General features: G+C 60.4%; 19 protein-coding genes and 1 pseudogene. 7 read left to right on the top strand and 13 right to left on the bottom strand.

All coding sequences use genetic code 11. From position 1 onward, the window contains the following. Nucleotides 1-51: 51 nt before the first annotated feature. From Q8X48_RS21920 to Q8X48_RS21905, 4 genes are all read right to left on the bottom strand, one after another. A complete protein-coding gene (locus Q8X48_RS21920) occupies nucleotides 52-489 on the bottom strand; it encodes a DUF3995 domain-containing protein (RefSeq protein WP_407801491.1) in 438 nt (145 codons plus the stop codon). 118 nt (nucleotides 490-607) lie between these two features. Continuing rightward, nucleotides 608-1,621 carry an ABC transporter substrate-binding protein gene (locus Q8X48_RS21915; protein ID WP_407801490.1) on the bottom strand — a complete coding sequence of 338 codons (1,014 nt, stop codon included), beginning with the start codon at nucleotides 1,619-1,621 and terminating at the stop codon, nucleotides 608-610. Between the two features lie 118 nt (nucleotides 1,622-1,739). Continuing rightward, the gene (locus tag Q8X48_RS21910; RefSeq protein ID WP_217835626.1) at nucleotides 1,740-1,943 is read right to left on the bottom strand and encodes a hypothetical protein; all 204 of its coding nucleotides are present in this window, start codon (nucleotides 1,941-1,943) and stop codon (nucleotides 1,740-1,742) included. Next, nucleotides 1,943-2,413 (bottom strand): hypothetical protein, encoded by a 471-nt coding sequence (locus Q8X48_RS21905; RefSeq protein ID WP_407801489.1) that lies wholly within the window; start codon nucleotides 2,411-2,413, stop codon nucleotides 1,943-1,945. Before Q8X48_RS21905 ends, Q8X48_RS21910 begins: the two co-directional genes overlap by 1 nt. A 412-nt stretch (nucleotides 2,414-2,825) precedes the next feature. On the opposite strand from Q8X48_RS21905, the gene Q8X48_RS21900 reads away from it, so the two are divergent. The 3 genes from Q8X48_RS21900 to Q8X48_RS21890 all read left to right on the top strand — a co-directional run bounded on the left by Q8X48_RS21900 (nucleotide 2,826) and on the right by Q8X48_RS21890 (nucleotide 3,835). Beyond that, nucleotides 2,826-3,074, top strand: a complete 249-nt coding sequence (locus Q8X48_RS21900) for a hypothetical protein (protein WP_095967986.1) — start codon at nucleotides 2,826-2,828, stop codon at nucleotides 3,072-3,074. Between the two features lie 161 nt (nucleotides 3,075-3,235). After that, complete coding sequence (locus Q8X48_RS21895) at nucleotides 3,236-3,466, top strand: hypothetical protein (protein ID WP_007973761.1); 231 nt, start codon at nucleotides 3,236-3,238, stop codon at nucleotides 3,464-3,466. Nucleotides 3,467-3,598: 132 nt separating this feature from the next. Continuing rightward, the gene (locus Q8X48_RS21890) at nucleotides 3,599-3,835 is read left to right on the top strand and encodes a DUF2789 domain-containing protein (RefSeq protein WP_015094504.1); all 237 of its coding nucleotides are present in this window, start codon (nucleotides 3,599-3,601) and stop codon (nucleotides 3,833-3,835) included. Nucleotides 3,836-3,840: 5 nt separating this feature from the next. On the opposite strand, the gene Q8X48_RS21885 is transcribed toward Q8X48_RS21890, so the two are convergent. The 3 genes from Q8X48_RS21885 to Q8X48_RS21875 all read right to left on the bottom strand — a co-directional run bounded on the left by Q8X48_RS21885 (nucleotide 3,841) and on the right by Q8X48_RS21875 (nucleotide 6,552). Next, a complete protein-coding gene (locus tag Q8X48_RS21885; protein ID WP_095967987.1) occupies nucleotides 3,841-4,044 on the bottom strand; it encodes a hypothetical protein in 204 nt (67 codons plus the stop codon). Between the two features lie 260 nt (nucleotides 4,045-4,304). After that, complete coding sequence (locus Q8X48_RS21880; RefSeq protein WP_407801532.1) at nucleotides 4,305-5,447, bottom strand: methyl-accepting chemotaxis protein; 1,143 nt, start codon at nucleotides 5,445-5,447, stop codon at nucleotides 4,305-4,307. Nucleotides 5,448-6,147: 700 nt separating this feature from the next. After that, complete coding sequence (locus Q8X48_RS21875; protein WP_007935965.1) at nucleotides 6,148-6,552, bottom strand: TraR/DksA family transcriptional regulator; 405 nt, start codon at nucleotides 6,550-6,552, stop codon at nucleotides 6,148-6,150. 369 nt (nucleotides 6,553-6,921) lie between these two features. On the opposite strand from Q8X48_RS21875, the gene Q8X48_RS21870 reads away from it, so the two are divergent. Further along, nucleotides 6,922-7,527, top strand: a complete 606-nt coding sequence (locus tag Q8X48_RS21870; RefSeq protein WP_407801488.1) for a glutathione S-transferase — start codon at nucleotides 6,922-6,924, stop codon at nucleotides 7,525-7,527. A 245-nt stretch (nucleotides 7,528-7,772) separates the two neighbouring features. On the opposite strand, the gene Q8X48_RS21865 is transcribed toward Q8X48_RS21870, so the two are convergent. Next, the gene (locus tag Q8X48_RS21865; protein WP_407801487.1) at nucleotides 7,773-8,702 is read right to left on the bottom strand and encodes a hypothetical protein; all 930 of its coding nucleotides are present in this window, start codon (nucleotides 8,700-8,702) and stop codon (nucleotides 7,773-7,775) included. A 473-nt stretch (nucleotides 8,703-9,175) separates the two neighbouring features. Here Q8X48_RS21865 and Q8X48_RS21860 point away from each other — a divergent pair, with 473 nt between their 5' ends. Both Q8X48_RS21860 and Q8X48_RS21855 read left to right on the top strand, forming a co-directional pair. Further along, nucleotides 9,176-9,859 (top strand): response regulator transcription factor, encoded by a 684-nt coding sequence (locus tag Q8X48_RS21860; protein WP_020796732.1) that lies wholly within the window; start codon nucleotides 9,176-9,178, stop codon nucleotides 9,857-9,859. After that, nucleotides 9,837-11,240 carry a sensor histidine kinase gene (locus Q8X48_RS21855; protein WP_407801486.1) on the top strand — a complete coding sequence of 468 codons (1,404 nt, stop codon included), beginning with the start codon at nucleotides 9,837-9,839 and terminating at the stop codon, nucleotides 11,238-11,240. Before Q8X48_RS21860 ends, Q8X48_RS21855 begins: the two co-directional genes overlap by 23 nt. Nucleotides 11,241-11,300: 60 nt before the next feature. Here the strand turns inward: Q8X48_RS21855 and Q8X48_RS21850 are convergent, their stop codons facing one another. From Q8X48_RS21850 to Q8X48_RS21840, 3 genes and pseudogenes are all read right to left on the bottom strand, one after another. After that, entirely contained in the window at nucleotides 11,301-11,711 is a 411-nt protein-coding gene (locus tag Q8X48_RS21850; protein ID WP_407801485.1) for an SRPBCC family protein, read from the bottom strand. A 26-nt stretch (nucleotides 11,712-11,737) separates the two neighbouring features. Further along, entirely contained in the window at nucleotides 11,738-12,535 is a 798-nt protein-coding gene (locus tag Q8X48_RS21845) for an SDR family NAD(P)-dependent oxidoreductase (RefSeq protein WP_007973742.1), read from the bottom strand. Between the two features lie 54 nt (nucleotides 12,536-12,589). After that, nucleotides 12,590-12,905: pseudogene (locus tag Q8X48_RS21840) on the bottom strand (hypothetical protein); the annotation flags it as partial. Nucleotides 12,906-13,037: 132 nt separating this feature from the next. Here Q8X48_RS21840 and Q8X48_RS21835 point away from each other — a divergent pair. Next, the gene (locus Q8X48_RS21835; RefSeq protein WP_015094492.1) at nucleotides 13,038-13,958 is read left to right on the top strand and encodes a LysR family transcriptional regulator; all 921 of its coding nucleotides are present in this window, start codon (nucleotides 13,038-13,040) and stop codon (nucleotides 13,956-13,958) included. Here Q8X48_RS21835 and Q8X48_RS21830 read toward each other — a convergent pair. Together Q8X48_RS21830 and Q8X48_RS21825 are read right to left on the bottom strand one after the other, a co-directional pair. Further along, entirely contained in the window at nucleotides 13,879-14,475 is a 597-nt protein-coding gene (locus tag Q8X48_RS21830) for a DinB family protein (protein ID WP_407801484.1), read from the bottom strand. The genes Q8X48_RS21835 and Q8X48_RS21830 overlap by 80 nt on opposite strands. A gap of 72 nt (nucleotides 14,476-14,547) precedes the next feature. Beyond that, nucleotides 14,548-15,657 carry an NAD(P)/FAD-dependent oxidoreductase gene (locus Q8X48_RS21825; protein WP_407801483.1) on the bottom strand — a complete coding sequence of 370 codons (1,110 nt, stop codon included), beginning with the start codon at nucleotides 15,655-15,657 and terminating at the stop codon, nucleotides 14,548-14,550. Between the last annotated feature and the right edge of the window lie 124 nt (nucleotides 15,658-15,781).

The raw sequence follows: 15,781 nt of genomic DNA, 5'->3' as shown, positions 1-15,781 counted from the left end.
GGCTTGCCCGCGAAGGCGATAGACCTGTCAATGCATCAGGACCGGTCTGTCTCAGACCCAGGCCACCGCCAACAACCCCGCCCCCAACACCACACACAAGGGCGAATAGACCCAGGTGTCCAGCCGGGCAAATTTCGAGTCTTTGACCTCCTTGAAAAAACCCACCAGCTCCGAATCGCCAATGGCCCGGGCAAACAGCAAGATCGCAATGGCGCTGATCACCCACTGCAGCGACCGGTGATGCAAGGGTGGCAGGCACCAACCCACCCGCAAGCACACCAGCATGGCAATCAACAGCAACAGTCCGGCCACCACCAGCGTGACCCAGCCTCGCGGCTTGAACGCCGGCCTCAGTCTTGCGCTGCCCTCCTGCGGTACTTGCGGGACCGCCGCCACCGCCGCCCACTCGCCACCCAACGCCCAATACACATGCACCACACTGATCACGGTGAAGATCGTCACCAGCGACTGAGCCAACAACAGGGTCATGGTTCAGAGATCCTTGAAAGGGATATGAACCGAACATTGTAGGAGCTACCGCAGGCTGCGATGTCTTGATTTTGCTTTTTCATGACGAAGATCAAAAGATCCCGACCTGCGGCAGCGCCTACAGGGCGGCGGAGACTTTATCCGCCACGTCCTTGGGCAGCCAGGCCCGCCAGACGTCTGGATGAGCCTTCATGAACGCCTCTGCCGCCTGGCGCGGCGGTGTATGTTTCTCGCTCATCTCGGCCAGCGCCTTGTTCAGCGGGCCGATCGGAAAGTCGACCTTGGCAAAGAACTCGGCAATCTGCGGATATTGCTTCTGGAAGGGAGTGGACACACCGATCGACAGCTTCGAAGCCAGGGAACGGGTCGGCCGTGGATTGGGGTTGTCGGCGTCGGTCAGGGTCTTCCAGGCCTCGGCGTCGAACGGTGGCTCTTCCAGTTGAATCAGCTTGAAGCGGCCGAGCAACGGCGTGGGCGACCAGTAGTAAAACAGCACCGGCTTGCCACGATGAATGGACGAACTGATCTCTGCATCCAGGGCCGCGCCCGAACCACTGCGGAAGTTCACGTAGCTGTCGTCCAGCCCGTATGCCTTGAGCTTCTGCTTGTTGACCACTTCCGAGGTCCAGCCGATAGGGCTGTTGAGGAAACGTCCCTTGGTCGGAGCTTCCGGGTCCTTGAACACGTCCTTGTAGCGTGGCAGGTCGCTGACGCTGCGCAGGTCCGGCGCCAGCGGCTTGATGCCCTTTACCGGGTCGCCCTTGATCACGTATTCCGGCACCCACCAGCCTTCGGTAGCGCCCTTGACCGTGTCGCCGAGGCTGACGACTTTGCCTTCGGCTTCGGCCTTGACCCAGACCGGGCTGCGACCGGCCCACTCTTCGCCAATGACCTGGATGTCATTGTTGGCCAGCGCGGTTTCCAGGGTGATGGTGGTACCCGGCAAGGTATCGGTGGGTAGCCCGTAGCCCTTCTCGACAATGATGCGCAGGACATCGGTGATCAGGCTGCCGCTTTCCCAGTTCAGGTCGGCGAAGTGGATCGGCGCCTGGGCGGCAAACACCGGGGCGGGTGTCGCCAGCAAACCGAAAGTGGCCAGGACAGCAGCCAGCAACCGTCGAAATCCGTTCATGCTTTTGCACCTCGTGCTGTTCACAGCAATAGCAGGATGGCCTGGCAGTAGACCGCGAAGCCTCTGAATACTCAGTCCAATGACTGTAGTAGAGGTTCCTGCTTTCGAGGTGCGTGGATCAGTTTTCGGAAGTTTCCTGCAAGCGCGCCAGCTCTCGTCTGACCATGCTGGCGTATGGCGCCGGTTGCAGTTGGTAAAGCTGTGACGCCACCCAGTTCAGCCAGGCTCCTTGCAGAAGGGACTTCTGCCCGAACAGCCGCCGCGCTTCGTCTTGAGCGCTGGCCAGGTTCTGTTCGTGGAAGTCGGCGCGGGTCAGGGTCATCACTCGCTGGCCTTGAAGGTCACCAGCTCGCCCTTGCGCCACTTGGCCACTTTGGTGGTCACGGCCTTGAGGGTCTTGGTCAGGCCTTCCTGCAACTGTTGATGGGCGGCAAACACCATCACCACGCTATGACCTTCCTTGAACACTATCCCCTGACCGTCGGGCGTGGTCACGAAGGCGTAATCGCCAATTCCGTAAACCGTCAGCTTGATGTCGCGGAACCTGATGTCCAGCTTGCCGCCTTCGCGACTGGGCAGCACGGAGGCGCTGAAATGATCGCCGACCTTGAGTTTGAGCCCGGGTTTGTCGTCCACCACCAGGGCTGATTCGGTGTCGATTTCGGCAATGTAAATGCCTTCAGCGTTCTGTTCGGTGATGTAAACGAAACGTGACTGAAATTGCTTGACAAGCTTTGCGCGCAAATCGCCCAGCACGAACAAGGCATGCATATCGAGATTACTTACTGCCAAGGAAACATCCCCACATCTGAAAAATGGCGCCGTACGCGAAAATAAACGCACAGCCAAAAAAGCGGCAATGCCGAAGGTGTCGCCAGAGAACCCGGATTGAAGTCCTGAATGAGCAGTGCACTCATTTATCACGAAGCTTGAGAAGACTACTGGAACGTCACTCGCGTCGTCCTGACTGGCGTTCGTCACAGGCTGAAGGAAAACGCCCTTCCTGCTGCCAGAAAATTATGGACTATCAACTTCGGGGAAAAATCTCACCAAGAGAACAAATTTTCCTACATATCATCAGCAAAAAATTGCTTTAGATAAACATCATTCACCCACCAATAAGGGTGATTCTAGAGCAGCGATGCTCCTGAAGACTAGCCAAAACGACGTACATACGTCGGCAAAACAATGAAAAGGACTTCATATGTGCACACTGACACACTTTGCCTATCCCTTGGTACCTGACTCGAAAACAGCAGCGATCTCGCAGCCGATACCGTTCGGCCCCTCTGAGCCGCTTCTCGATGCCCCTCCCCGCCCGCGATTTCAGGTGGTGATGGCGGGCATTGCCTTCTTTCACATCAAGGATATTTCTACAGGCTGTGTAAGAGGTTTCCGAGCCAATCATAACGAAGCCTGCGCCCTCGCCCGGTTTCTTGAATCACACGGTTGACATACCCGCCGCGCTCATTTCCATCGACGTTTGCTCTGCCCGTCGACTTATCTCAGCCGTCGACGGGCAACTACTGCCATACTGCCCGCCCAATAAAACGGATCCGCAACAAATCGGATGGCGTTGACAACAACAATGTATTTCCAGGGGAAGTCTGCAACGTGACGGAATTTGATATCGGCGAGTTTTTTATCCGCGGTGAAGCCAGAGAAGTCGAGGGTGAATTCCAGGCCGTGATTGTCATGCGCGCCAAACCTCCGCTCAAGACCGTGACCTATCACCAGGTCGAAAAAGATCGCTGGTTCAAAACCCCGGATGTCGCTGCCATTGCGGCCCAGGAATCGGCCAGGGAACTGAAGGCGGCGGTCGATGCCGGGGCACTGAAAGCCTGACACCCGGATTGGCGGTCTATGCTCTGTGTTGCGTTTGAACATCGTGATCGAACTCCACCCGTGCGGCGCCCTCCAAATCAGGAGACCGCACATCGCCCCTCGACCCGACTGATGACCTGCAAGGAGATGAAGATGGAATCACCGACACACGACCTGAAAGGCCTGTTCGACCAGCTCGGCCTGGACTCCAGCCAGAAAGCGATCGACGACTTCATTGCCGGCCATTTCCTGCCCGACGACAAGAAGCTCATCGACGCCGAGTTCTGGTCACCGCAGCAGGCCGGCTTCCTCAAGGAACAACTGCGCGAAGACGCAGACTGGGCGCGGGTGGTCGACGACCTGAACCTGCGCATGCATCAGACCCACTGACCATTTCAATGCTGGCTGTCAGGTCTTTCGGCGTTCAATTGCGCCAACCAGGCAGCCTTGCACTCCTGCGCTTCGTCGCGACTGGAGAACGCCGTGCCCCGGCGCTCGCCATTGAGCAACACCACCCAGCAAACCTTGCGTCCCATGGAGCGCAGATTGGCAGGTACGCCGCTGCCGATCATGACCGCGATATCAACTTTGCCTTGCATGCTGCCCCCCGAACTTCATTAGCAACCTAATTAATAGCTATGTTAATTAGGTTGCCAGTGAGGAAACAGCAAAACCCTGCACAGGTTAGTTGCAGGATTTGTAACAATCACCCGGCAACCCGATCCACTGTAGGAGCGAGCTTGCTCGCGATGGTCGTTAACGATGACGCGTGTTTACTGTCTAAACGCGGCGCTCTTGAGTCCATCGCGAGCAAGCTCGCTCCTACAGTTGAACGGCATTACACGGCAACCCGGGGTTCCTAGCGCGGCTTTTCCGGCTTGTAGCCCAGGCGCAAACCGCCCCAATGCCGCCCCTTGAGCATGATCGGCACCGAAAGATCGTGCATCAACTCGCCGGTGTCGCGGGTATAGGTTTGCAGCAGCACCGCCTTCTGATGGCTGCCGCAGCGGATCCCGGTGCGGTCGGCGAACTTGCGTTTGGTCCGGTTCTGCAAGGCATCGACCTGTGCGTCCCCCGTCAGCGGCTGGCTGAACGCATGGTTGTGGGTCGGCACATAACCCTGCTGGGTGCAGGCGATGGCGAACACCAATCCTTCGTGACGCGGCAACAACGGTTCCTGGATCGTTGGCAACACCTGATCGGTGTAGCGGTCGAAACGCGTCTGGTACTTGGCCGGGCTGGTATGGGGGATGACCTGGTAGTTGCGGTCGAACAGATCGTCCAGACTGATTCGACCGGCATCGATATCCGCCTCGAAACGCTCTGCAATCCGGCTCGCGCCTTCCCGGGCCAGGTCATAGATCCGCTGGTGATAATCATCCAGCCCCACCTCGGCCAGTCGCTCGCTGATGGTTTCGGCCTGCCCTTCCATTTGCACCGCCGCCTGGGCCAGGCGCTGAGTCTGCTGGTCGCTGACCGCCAGGTCGCTGCGCATCTGTTCAATGGCATGAAACAGGCTGTCGAGCTGTTCACGGTTGGTGTCTGCGCCCTGGGCGATTTCCCCGACCTGGGACTCGACACTGGCCGCCAGACGGGCAATGTTCTCCAGATGCTGCCCCGTGCGCTCGACCTGCTCGACGCCGGTGTCGAGGTCGCTGGACAGTTGGCGGATCTGCTCCACCACCTGTGTCGTACGTTGCTGGATATCGGCCACCATCTCGCCGACTTCGCCCGTCGCGGTCGCCGTGCGCGCGGCAAGCCCGCGAACCTCATCGGCCACCACGGCAAAACCGCGACCGTGCTCCCCCGCCCGCGCCGCTTCAATGGCGGCGTTCAACGCCAACAGGTTGGTCTGGCTGGCGATGGACTGAATCACCAGGGTCACGCGCTGGATATCATCGCTGCGCAGGCTCAAGGCTTCGATCAGTTCACGGCTGTTACTGGCGCGCTGGCTGAGCTGATGCATGCGGGCAATGGACTCGATCAGTTCAGTACGCCCCATCACGCCGCTTTGATGAGCCTCGCTGGCGGCGCTCAGCGCCTGGCGACTGAGCAGCGAGGTGGCGTGTTCGGTGGTAATCATGACCTCGGCGTTGCTGACGATCTGTGCCGCCGCCGAGAGTTGCGATTGCAGCTTTTGCGCCAATTGCCGAACCGAGAACGCCACCCCGGCGGCCGAGAGCGCGTTATGGCTGGTGGTGTAGGAAAGATCGCGAGTCAAACCGCCGATGGCATCAGCGTTGTCGGGGGAAGCCGCCTGTGGGGTCGCGCGCGAACGCAAACGAGGCAGCCAGATGATCAGTACGGCCAGGGGCAGGCCAAGGTAGAGCGACCAACCGCCCAACGTCATGCCACATAACAACAGCATCAGGGCGATGCTTTGCAGCGTCGGTGTCAGCCAGCGGTTTTTCGGCAACAGCATTGGTGCAGACACTGCCGCAGCCAGAGACCCGTCTCTTGTCATCATCGTCACCCCGGAAAACTTCTAATTGTTGTCTTCGCATTAAACGCCGGCATAAGGCCATTATCCATGAGCCTTTAGTCGCGAACCTTGCAGCAGATCAATAGAAGAATCGGGAAATCGCAGACGACCGAAAACAAAGATCGCAGCCTGCAACAACGCCCTACTTCAATTGCGTAGGAGTTGCCACAGGCTGCGATCTTTTCAAGGCAGCCCGGTTTAACCGGGCTGCCTCACAGAATCAGGCCTGACGCTGGTGCTTGTCGATTTGCTCGTGACGCTCTTGAGCTTCGATGCAGTACTTGGTGGTCGGACTGATCAGCAGGCGCTTGAGGCCAATCGGCTCGCCGCTGTCGTCGCACCAGCCAAAGCTGTCTTCCTTGATGCGCTCAAGGGCTTGTTCCAACTGAGGCAGCATGCGCTGGTCGCGATCGATCGCGTTCACCAGCCAGGTGCGCTCTTCTTCGACCGAAGCCGCGTCTGCCGGATCGGCCGGGGTGTCCAGGCTTTCGATGGCGATGCGGTTCTGTTCGATGCGCTCATGGGTTTCGACTTTCATGTTCTGCAACAGCTCGGAGAAAAAAGCATGTTGCTCGGCATTCATGTAGTCATCCGCCGGCATGGCCAGCAACTTGTCCTTTGTCATTGATATCTCTATAAAAAAACGTGCATTAAGGCGAATTAGGGAGCGTTCCGGCAGACCTTGGCAGGCCATCGGAAAGGCGCCGTTTGTTCCAAGCGCCACCCGGCACTCAATTTACGAGGGGCGGCAGTCTAAGGCCGACTTGAGGCCTCAGCAACTGAAAAGACAGCGAATTTGTCCGACAAAGCCCTGAAAATGCTCTACGGCAGGCTTTGAGGCGGTAATCGGAGTGCGTTTATAGCAAGAAATTCAATCGAGCGGCTGTATATAGAAGACAAACGGCCTGCACGGGGCCATTTTCCCTGCCATTTGCACGACGGCGAACCTCAGCTAAGGTTGTCCTCCCGAAATGGCCATATAAAGGAAAGGACCATGAAGCTGATCGGTATGCTGGACTCGCCCTATGTCAGGCGCGCCGCCATTTCTGCCAAATGCCTGGGAATCACGCTGGAACATCAATCGGTTTCGGTGTTCCGCCATTTCGAACAATTCCGGCAGATCAACCCGGTGGTCAAGGCGCCCACCCTGGTGCTGGATGACGGTGAGGTGTTGATGGACTCGACGCTGATCATCGACTACCTGGAAACCCTGGCCGATAACAGCCTGATGCCCGTCGAACCGACTCAGCGTCTGCGCGCGTTGCGCCTGATCGGCCTGGCGCTGGCCGCCAGCGAAAAGTCCGTGCAGCTTTACTACGAGCGCAACCTGCGGCCGGTGGAAATTCAATTCGAACCTTGGGTGCAGCGGGTCGAAGGACAACTGGTGGCGGCGTATTCGGCGCTGGAGCGGGAGCTGGAAAAGCAGCCGCTGAAGACTGAGGGTGTGATCGAGCAGGACGGCATTACGCTGGCGGTAGCCTGGAGCTTCACCAACCTGGTGGTACCGGACCAGGTGAGTGCGGCGCAGTTTCCGCGGGTCGCCGCGTTCACGGCGTATGCCGAAGGGCTTGAGGTGTTTGTCAGTACGCCGATTGACTGACGGATTCATTTCGCCTCATCGACCGTCATCGCGAGCAAGTCGGATCGCCGCACCGTCGCTCCCACAGGAACGCGTGATTCCCTGTGGGAGCGAGCTTGCTCGCGATGGCTTAAGCAAAAGCGCCGCTTCACCCAAAGGCAGAAGCGGCAGTCGAATCAATGCACAAACAACGCAATCAAGATAATGATCGGGATCGGCACGCCGAGAAAGAACAGCAGTAATGAACGCATGGTAGTTCTCCTGGATTAACGAATCGATGCAGTGGTGACGTAGGTATCGGTTTCCAGATACACCACCGCATCCCGACGACGACCGCCGAAGGTCGCGGCAAGGCTGGCGAAAAACGCACCGGCCAACAGCGCAACGAACATCCACAGCGTGGTCCACGCCGCAACTTTCGCGGCGGTGTCAGCGGCTTGTTGAGCGGCCAGCTTGGCGTCGGCCACGGCTTGCCGGGTGCGGGCATAGACTTCATCGACACGACGTTCGGCGTCGGCCTGGGTGAGGTTGGTCCGCTGCGCGACCAGTTGCGCCAGGTAAGTCCGGTCTTCGGCGGCCAGCTCACCTCTGTTCAGGGAACGCACAAAGATCCGGGTGACGGTGCCCCGGGCCGCATCATCACTGACGGCAACCGGGCGATCATCACGGAACAGGCTGTCGACGAAGTAACCGTACTCATCGCCTTGGGTATTGCCCGCCGCAGTGCCCACGGCTTGCGTCGCGGCACTGGCGGCACCGCCGACCAGGTTCGCCCCGGCCTGCACGCCACCGCCGACCAGACTGCTGACCGACCCGGCGACCAGCGTGGCCGTCACCAGCGTCGCCACGCACCAGGCCAGAAAACCATGGGCCGTGTCGCGAAAGTAAACTTCATCGCCGTGCATGTACGCCCACTTCACCCGCAGTCGCCCGGCGATGTAACCGCCAAGCCCCGAAGCGACAATCTGGGTGAAGGCCAGCCAGACAATGGTCGAGATTCCCAGGCCTTTGGCGCTCACGCCTTCATTGGCCCAAGGCGACACCGCCGAAAAACCCAGGCCGAAGCCAAGCAACACCAGGATCAGCGACAACGCCGCCGCGGCAGCGGCACCCGCGAAAATCGCCCCCCAGGACACGCCGGACAGCGTGGTTGACTCGTCCATGGCGGGATAGAAACCGTCAGAGGATCTATTCATAGTTGTATCGCTCCAGGCAGAAAGATGGTGTTACAACTCTTCGAGGAAGGAATTGCAGTCACCGTGCCAGTCACGCACTTTGAATAAATCGTTGCGCTTCAATCGTTTAGAAAGTTTGAACTTCCCGGCCCCATGCAAACTGCAAGGATCAGGTTGAGCCAACGGGTTTTATGCATGGGTTATTTGCGTTGCCACTGGCGGTCAGACAACCTTTTTTTTTGGGGGGGGCGTTCACTGGTTTTTCGGGAGCTGGCTTGTCGGGTCGCCGCATCGCAGCGATGGTCGTTAACGATTACGCGTGTGAACTGGATAAACGTGGCGCATTTGAGTCCATCGCCAGCAGGCTGGCTCCTACAATTCCCCGGGAATGCGTGAAGCGACCCCGCCCAGATGAAAGTTAATTTATTAAGTCGCGTTTTTTTCTTGGCAAAATGCTCGCAACTTCGTATTGAACTGCAAATCAGGCCAGCCTTATGACCCGCATCTTGACCATCGAAGACGACGCCGTGACCGCCCGGGAAATTGTCGCCGAACTGAGTAGCCACGGCCTCGACGTCGACTGGGTCGACAATGGCCGCGAAGGGCTGGAGCGTGCTGTGAGCGGCAACTATGACCTGATCACCCTCGACCGCATGTTGCCCGAGCTCGATGGCCTGGCGATCGTCACCACGCTGCGGACCATGGGCGTGGCGACACCGATCCTGATGATCAGCGCACTCTCCGACGTCGATGAGCGCGTGCGCGGCTTGCGCGCCGGCGGCGACGACTACCTGACCAAACCCTTCGCCACCGATGAAATGGCCGCCCGGGTCGAAGTCCTGCTGCGCCGGCAGAACACCGTGACCGCCCAGGCCACCACGTTGCGGGTGGCGGATCTGGAGCTGAACCTGATCAGCCACGAAGCGAGCCGCGACGGTCAACTGCTGACGCTGCTGCCCACCGAGTACAAACTGCTGGAATTCCTGATGCGCAATACCGGGCAAATCCTCTCGCGGATGATGATTTTCGAAGAAGTCTGGGGTTACCACTTCGACCCTGGCACCAACCTGATCGACGTACACATCGGCCGTCTGCGCAAGAAAATCGACCCGCCTGGCAATGTTCCACTGATTCGGACCGTGCGAGGCTCGGGTTATGTCATTGCCGAACCCGTCTAAAGGCTGGCGTTCCTCCAGCAGCCGTTTGCTGGCGCTCTACAGTTCGCTGTTCGTGATCTGGAGCGGGATTCTCATGGGGGTCATGTACTACGAGGTTTCCGCTTACCTGGACAACCTGGCCAAGCATTCACTGATGCAGCGCCAGCACCTGTTTTCGCGTTTCTCGGGCGAGCAACTGGTGGACGCCCTCGCCGTCAGCATGGCCTTCGACATCCGCGGCATCGACGCCTACGGCCTGTTCGATGCCCGGCACCACTATCTCAGTGGCGCCCTGCGCTACATTCCGGAGGGCTTGCCGCTCGATGGCAAGATCCACATGCTGCGCGACTGCGATGCCTACGGCGACAATGATGACCAGACGCTGCCCGCCGACAGTTGCGACGCCGTGGCGACCCGCACCCTCGACGGCCGCTGGCTGGTGCTGGTGCGCGACAACGGTTCGCTGTTCGCCGTGACCCGCATCATTCTTCACGCGCTGTTCTGGGGGGTGACCCTGACCATCCTGCCGGGCATCGTCGGCTGGTATCTGCTGCGGCGCCGGCCGTTGCGCCGCATCCGCGGGATCCAGGCCAGTGCCGAAGCCATAGTCGCGGGCGACCTGAGCCGGCGCCTGCCACTGTCCAATCGGCGTGACGAACTGGACATGCTCGCCGCCATCGTCAACGCCATGCTCGAACGCATCGAGCGCCTGATGCATGAGGTCAAGGGCGTGTGCGACAACATCGCCCATGACCTGCGCACGCCCCTGACCCGTCTGCGCGCGCAGCTTTACCGCATGCAGCAGCAAGCCGGCGAAGGCTCACCGCAGGCCATGCAACTGGACCTGGTGCTGGCCGAAGCCGATACGCTGATGGCGCGTTTCCGTGGCCTGCTGCGGATTTCCGAACTGGAAGATCGCCGGCGCCGCTCCGGGTTCGTGCAACTGGACCCCGTGGCGTTGTTGCAGGAACTGCATGAGTTCTACCTGCCCCTGGCGGAAGACGACGGCCTGGTTTTCCAGTTGCACCTCCCCGCGTCATTGCCCTCACTCAACGGCGATCGGGCGCTGCTGTTCGAAGCCGTGGCGAACCTGCTCAGCAACTCGATCAAATTCACCCCACCCGGCGGTGCGGTGATCTTGCGCGGGGTCAATGCTGGCGGGCATACACGGATCGAAGTGCTCGACTCCGGCCCCGGCATTCCCGAGGCGGAGCGTGAAGCGGTATTCCAGCGTTTCTATCGTGCCGAGGCTGGCAATCAAAAGACCGGCTTCGGGCTGGGCCTGTCCATCGTCGCGGCGATTGTCAGCCTGCACGGATTTACGCTGGAGGTGGGCAGCAGCGAACTGGGCGGCGCGCGGCTGGTGCTTGATTGCCGGGAGAGTTTGATTGCACCGGCCTGACAAACGCTTACAAACAATGATCCTCCCACAGGGGATTGGTGGTGTTTTCCGCTGGGTGAATCAGGCCGGGTAGTTGGCCCGCAAGGCCTCAAGTCCACCCTGATAGATGCCGGTAAACAACGCCTCCACCTCCTCATTGCTCACGCCCACCGGTTCAAACCGCCCGGACCAGGTCACCCGCGCGCCATCGCCTTGCGCCTCGACCTTGATCGTCGCCAGATATTCAGTCGCCGGAAAGGGTGCCTGCTCAATCGAGTAGCTGTAGGTTCGGCCCATGTTGTCGAAGGTTTGCAGGCGTTCGATCACCACCGCGCCATCCGCCGTTTGCAGGCTGCGCACGCGCCCGCCGTCACTGAGCTCGCTCCTGGGAATGAACGGCAGCCAGTCCGGCAGCGAGTTGAACCCGCCAATCAATTGCCAGACCTGTTCGGCCGAAACCGGGATGTCGATGAAGGCTGTTGCAGTTGCCATGAAATGCTTTCTCCAATCAATAAGGTTCAGATGGCCAGGCTGTCGACGACACCGCCGTCGACCCGCAAGGCAGCACCGGTGGTGGCCGAGGATAACGGCGAAGCGATGTAGGCCACCAGATTGGCAACCTCCTCGACGTCCGCCACGCGCTGGATGATCGACGTCGGCCGGGCCTTGCGCACGAACGCATCGGCTTCGTCCCGGGCGCTGCGCCCGGATTCGGCCGTGGCGTCCTTGAGCATGTCTTCCAGGCCATCGGTAAAGGTCGGGCCGGGCAGGATCGCGTTGACCGTCACCCCGGTGCCGGCCAGGCGTTTGGCCAGGCCATGGGACACCGCCAGGTTGGCGCTTTTGGTCACGCCATAGTTGATCATGTCCGCCGGTGTCGCCACGCCGGATTCCGAAGACAGGAAGATCACCCGCCCCCAACCCTGCTTGACCATGCCCGGTGTGTAGTGCCGGGACAGGCGCACACCGGAGATCACGTTGACCTCGTAGAAGCGCGTCCACTCACTGTCCGGGGCGTCGTAGAAGTCCACCGTGTTGAAGATCCCGAGGTTGTTCACCAGGATGTCTGCCCGTGGTTCGGCGGCGAACAGTTTCTCGGCGCCTTCGGCGGTGCCCAGGTCGGCGGTCACGCCACGCAATTGCGCAGCAGGAACACGCTGACGGATGCTCGCCAGTGCCTGCTCGACCTTGGCCGTATCGCGGCCGATCACCACCACCGTGGCGCCCGCCTCGGCCAGTGCCTGGCTGATGCCCAGGCCAATGCCGGCGGTACTGCCGCTGACGATTGCCAGTTTTGCGCTCAAATCAATCTTCATGTTCAAGCTCCAATGAGGGGCAAGGGGGCGCGCTCGCAAATCAGCTTCGCCTCACGCAACGCCTGCCAGAAAGCAGCGGGAATCACCGCCGACAACGATTTCGACTTGCTGCGCCAGGGCGGCGTCCATCAAACGCTGCAAGGCGCGATCATGGTCCGGAAGAGTGTAGCGACCGGCCAGCAGAAAACCGTCCGGCTGCGCTTCGCTCAGATCAAGGGTCAGCTCGCAGGGTTCGACCTTGTTCACCCCCCAGGCCCCAGCCCTTGATCACGCCCTCCTCGCGCAAGCAGTGAACCGGGCGCTGGATCGACTCGATCCGTCTGAATAAAGCGCCGAACCTGTGGGAGCGAGCTTGCTCGCGATGAGGGAGCATCAGTAAACGATGATGTGCCTGATGCACCGCAATCGCGAGCAAGCTCGCTCCCACAGGTATTCAGCGAACGCTAGATTCCGCAGGGTTTGCTGCTTTACTGAAAAAACCCACCCCCACCGAGCCATCACCATGAATCGCAACGACCTGCGCCGCGTGGACATGAACCTGTTGGTGATTTTCGAAACCCTGATGTTCGAGAAGAACCTGACCCGGGCCGGGGAAAAGCTGTTCCTCGGTCAACCTGCTGTCAGTGCGTCGCTGGCCAAGTTGCGCGATCTGTTCGACGACCCGTTGCTGGTGCGCAACGGTCGAACCCTGGAGCCGACCCCGCGGGCGTTGCAGATTCTCAAGGAGTTGCAACCGGCGATGGACACCATTTCCGGGGCAGTCAGCCGGGCCAAGGATTTCGAGCCCTCCACCAGTCGCGAGGTGTTTCGCATCGGCCTGTCCGACGACGCCGAATTCGGGCTCTTTCCGCCGCTGCTCAAGCAGATTCGCGAAGAGGCGCAGAACGTTGTGGTGGTGGTGCGCCGGGTGAATTTCCTGCTGATGTCGTCGATGCTGGCCAGCGGCGAGATTTCCGTCGGTATCAGCTACACCACGGAGTTGCCGGCCAACGCCAAGCGCAAGAAATTGCGCGACCTGAGTGTGAAGATCCTGCGCGGCGATGACCGTCCCGGCCCGCTGACCCTCGACGAGTTCTGCGAACGCCCTCACGCACTGGTGTCGTTTTCCGGGGATCTGAGTGGCGCCATCGACAATGACCTGGCCCGCATCGGCCGTTCGCGCCGGGTGGTGCTGGCGGTGCCACAGTTTGCGGGCTTGCGGGCCTTGCTGGCGGGGACTGACATGCTCGCCACCGTACCGGATTACGCGGCCAGTGCGCTGATCGAAGGCAGCAGCCAGTTACGGGCGGACGATGCGCCCTTTGAGATCAACCTGTCCGAACTGTCGATGGTCTGGAACGGGGTCAGCGATAACGATCCGGCAGAACGCTGGTTGCGTTCGAAAATTGCACAGCACATGGCGGCGCCACCGTCGGGGCATTGATCGACTGCAGGAGCACCGGCTCGGATTCGCGCAAGTACACCGGCATGTCGGTCACCGGTGGCATGGCCGGAATCTCGAAGTACATCTGCACCACCCAGCCGCGGTGGTAGCTGGCGTGGTTGACCACATGCATCAGCATCGCGCCGGCGCTCATGGTGCCGCTTTCGCCCGAGACAAAGGTGAACTCCACAGGCCTGTCCAGGGAGGCATCGGTTTGCCGGGCGCTCCAGTCGCAGTACCAGCGATCGATCTCTTTTTGCGCCTGGCGCAGTTCGGACAGGTCGGCATGCAGCAGATCGTGCGAGGTCTTGAAGCCATGTCCCCGGCCTTCAAGATGCGCCCGCCAGATGCAATCCACCACGTAGACATGATTGAGGGTGCCGATCATGTTGTTGAACACCGACACCCGTTGTTTTTTGACTTCGCCCGGAGGAAGCGCCGCAAGGCTGTCAAACAGACGCAGATTGGCCCAGCGTTTGTAATCGGCCAGCAGGCAGGCAGTGCGTACAGTGATCATCAGAGGTCTCCGATGGCAGTAAGCGCACTCCCTAGCATAGACCCGATGCCCGCAAGGCAGGGCCAGCACTGATCATCGGTCGTCAAGGCGTTTCACCACGTGCCCGGCAAGCGCCAGGCAACTGGTCAGCCCCGGTGATTCGATGCCGAACAGATTCACCAGCCCCGGCACGCCATGTTCGGCGCATCCGCTGACGAGAAAATCGGCGGCCGGCTCGGTCGGCCCGCTGATTTTCGGGCGAATGCCGCTGTAGGCCGGTTGCAGGCTGTTGTCCGGCAACCCCGGCCAATAACGGCGGATCGCCTGATAGAAGACCTCGGCCCGGCGGGGTTCGACGCGGTAATCAATGTGCTCGACCCATTCGACATCCGGCCCGAAGCGCGCCTGGCCGCCCAGGTCGAGTGTCATGTGCACGCCCAGTCCGGCGCTCTCCGGGGCCGGATACACCAGGTGCCGAAAGGGTGCCCGGCCGCTGAGACTGAAATAACTGCCCTTGCACCAATGCGCCTGGGGCACGAACTGTGCTGGCAGGCCGACGATAGTGCGCGCCACTTGGGGAGCGGACAGCCCCGCGCAGTTGATCACTTCGCGGCAGCACAGGGTCATGGGTTGGCTGCCGCCCATGTGCAGCTCGAAGCCCTGGTCGATGCACAGGGCCGACAGCAACGGCGTGTGCAAGGCCAGCGTCGCACCGAACCGCTCGGCGTCGCCCTGAAGTGCCAGCATCAGCCCGTGGGAATCGGCGATGCCGGTAGAGGGCGACCACAGTGCCGCGACGCAGGACAACGCCGGTTCAAGCTCCCGCGCCTGCGGGCCATCCAGCCATTGCAGGTCATCGACACCATTGAAACGCCCCTGCTGCAACAGGCGCTGCAAAGCCGCGTGCTGCAGTTCGTCGGTGGCCACGATCAGCTTGCCCACGCGCCGGTAATCGACACCGTGCTCATCGCAATAGGTGTAGAGACGCTGCTTGCCCTCCACGCACAACCGCGCCTTGAGGCTGCCGCCCAGGTAATAGATGCCGGCGTGAATCACTTCTGAATTACGCGAACTGATGCCCGTGCCAATACCCCCTCCAGCCTCGACCACCAGCACGTCCCGCCCGCTCATGGCCAGCTGCCTGGCCACCGCCAACCCGACGACTCCGGCTCCGATCACCACGCTTTGAATATCCACGCTCAACGACCCTGCCTCCTACACCTGCTCTCACCGGCGACGCCTCAGAGCCCTCCTCACGGAACTCTCGTCGACTGCCACGTATCCTAAACTATGTGGTACATCCCTTATGCTTAATGCTGTCGGAGGA

This window comes from Pseudomonas sp. QLc11A (genome assembly GCF_052112305.1).
Taxonomy (GTDB): Bacteria; Pseudomonadota; Gammaproteobacteria; order Pseudomonadales; family Pseudomonadaceae; genus Aquipseudomonas; species Aquipseudomonas laurylsulfatiphila.
The sequence above is the reverse complement of the archived record's forward strand: the minus strand, read 5'-3'. Positions and strand labels throughout refer to the sequence as shown.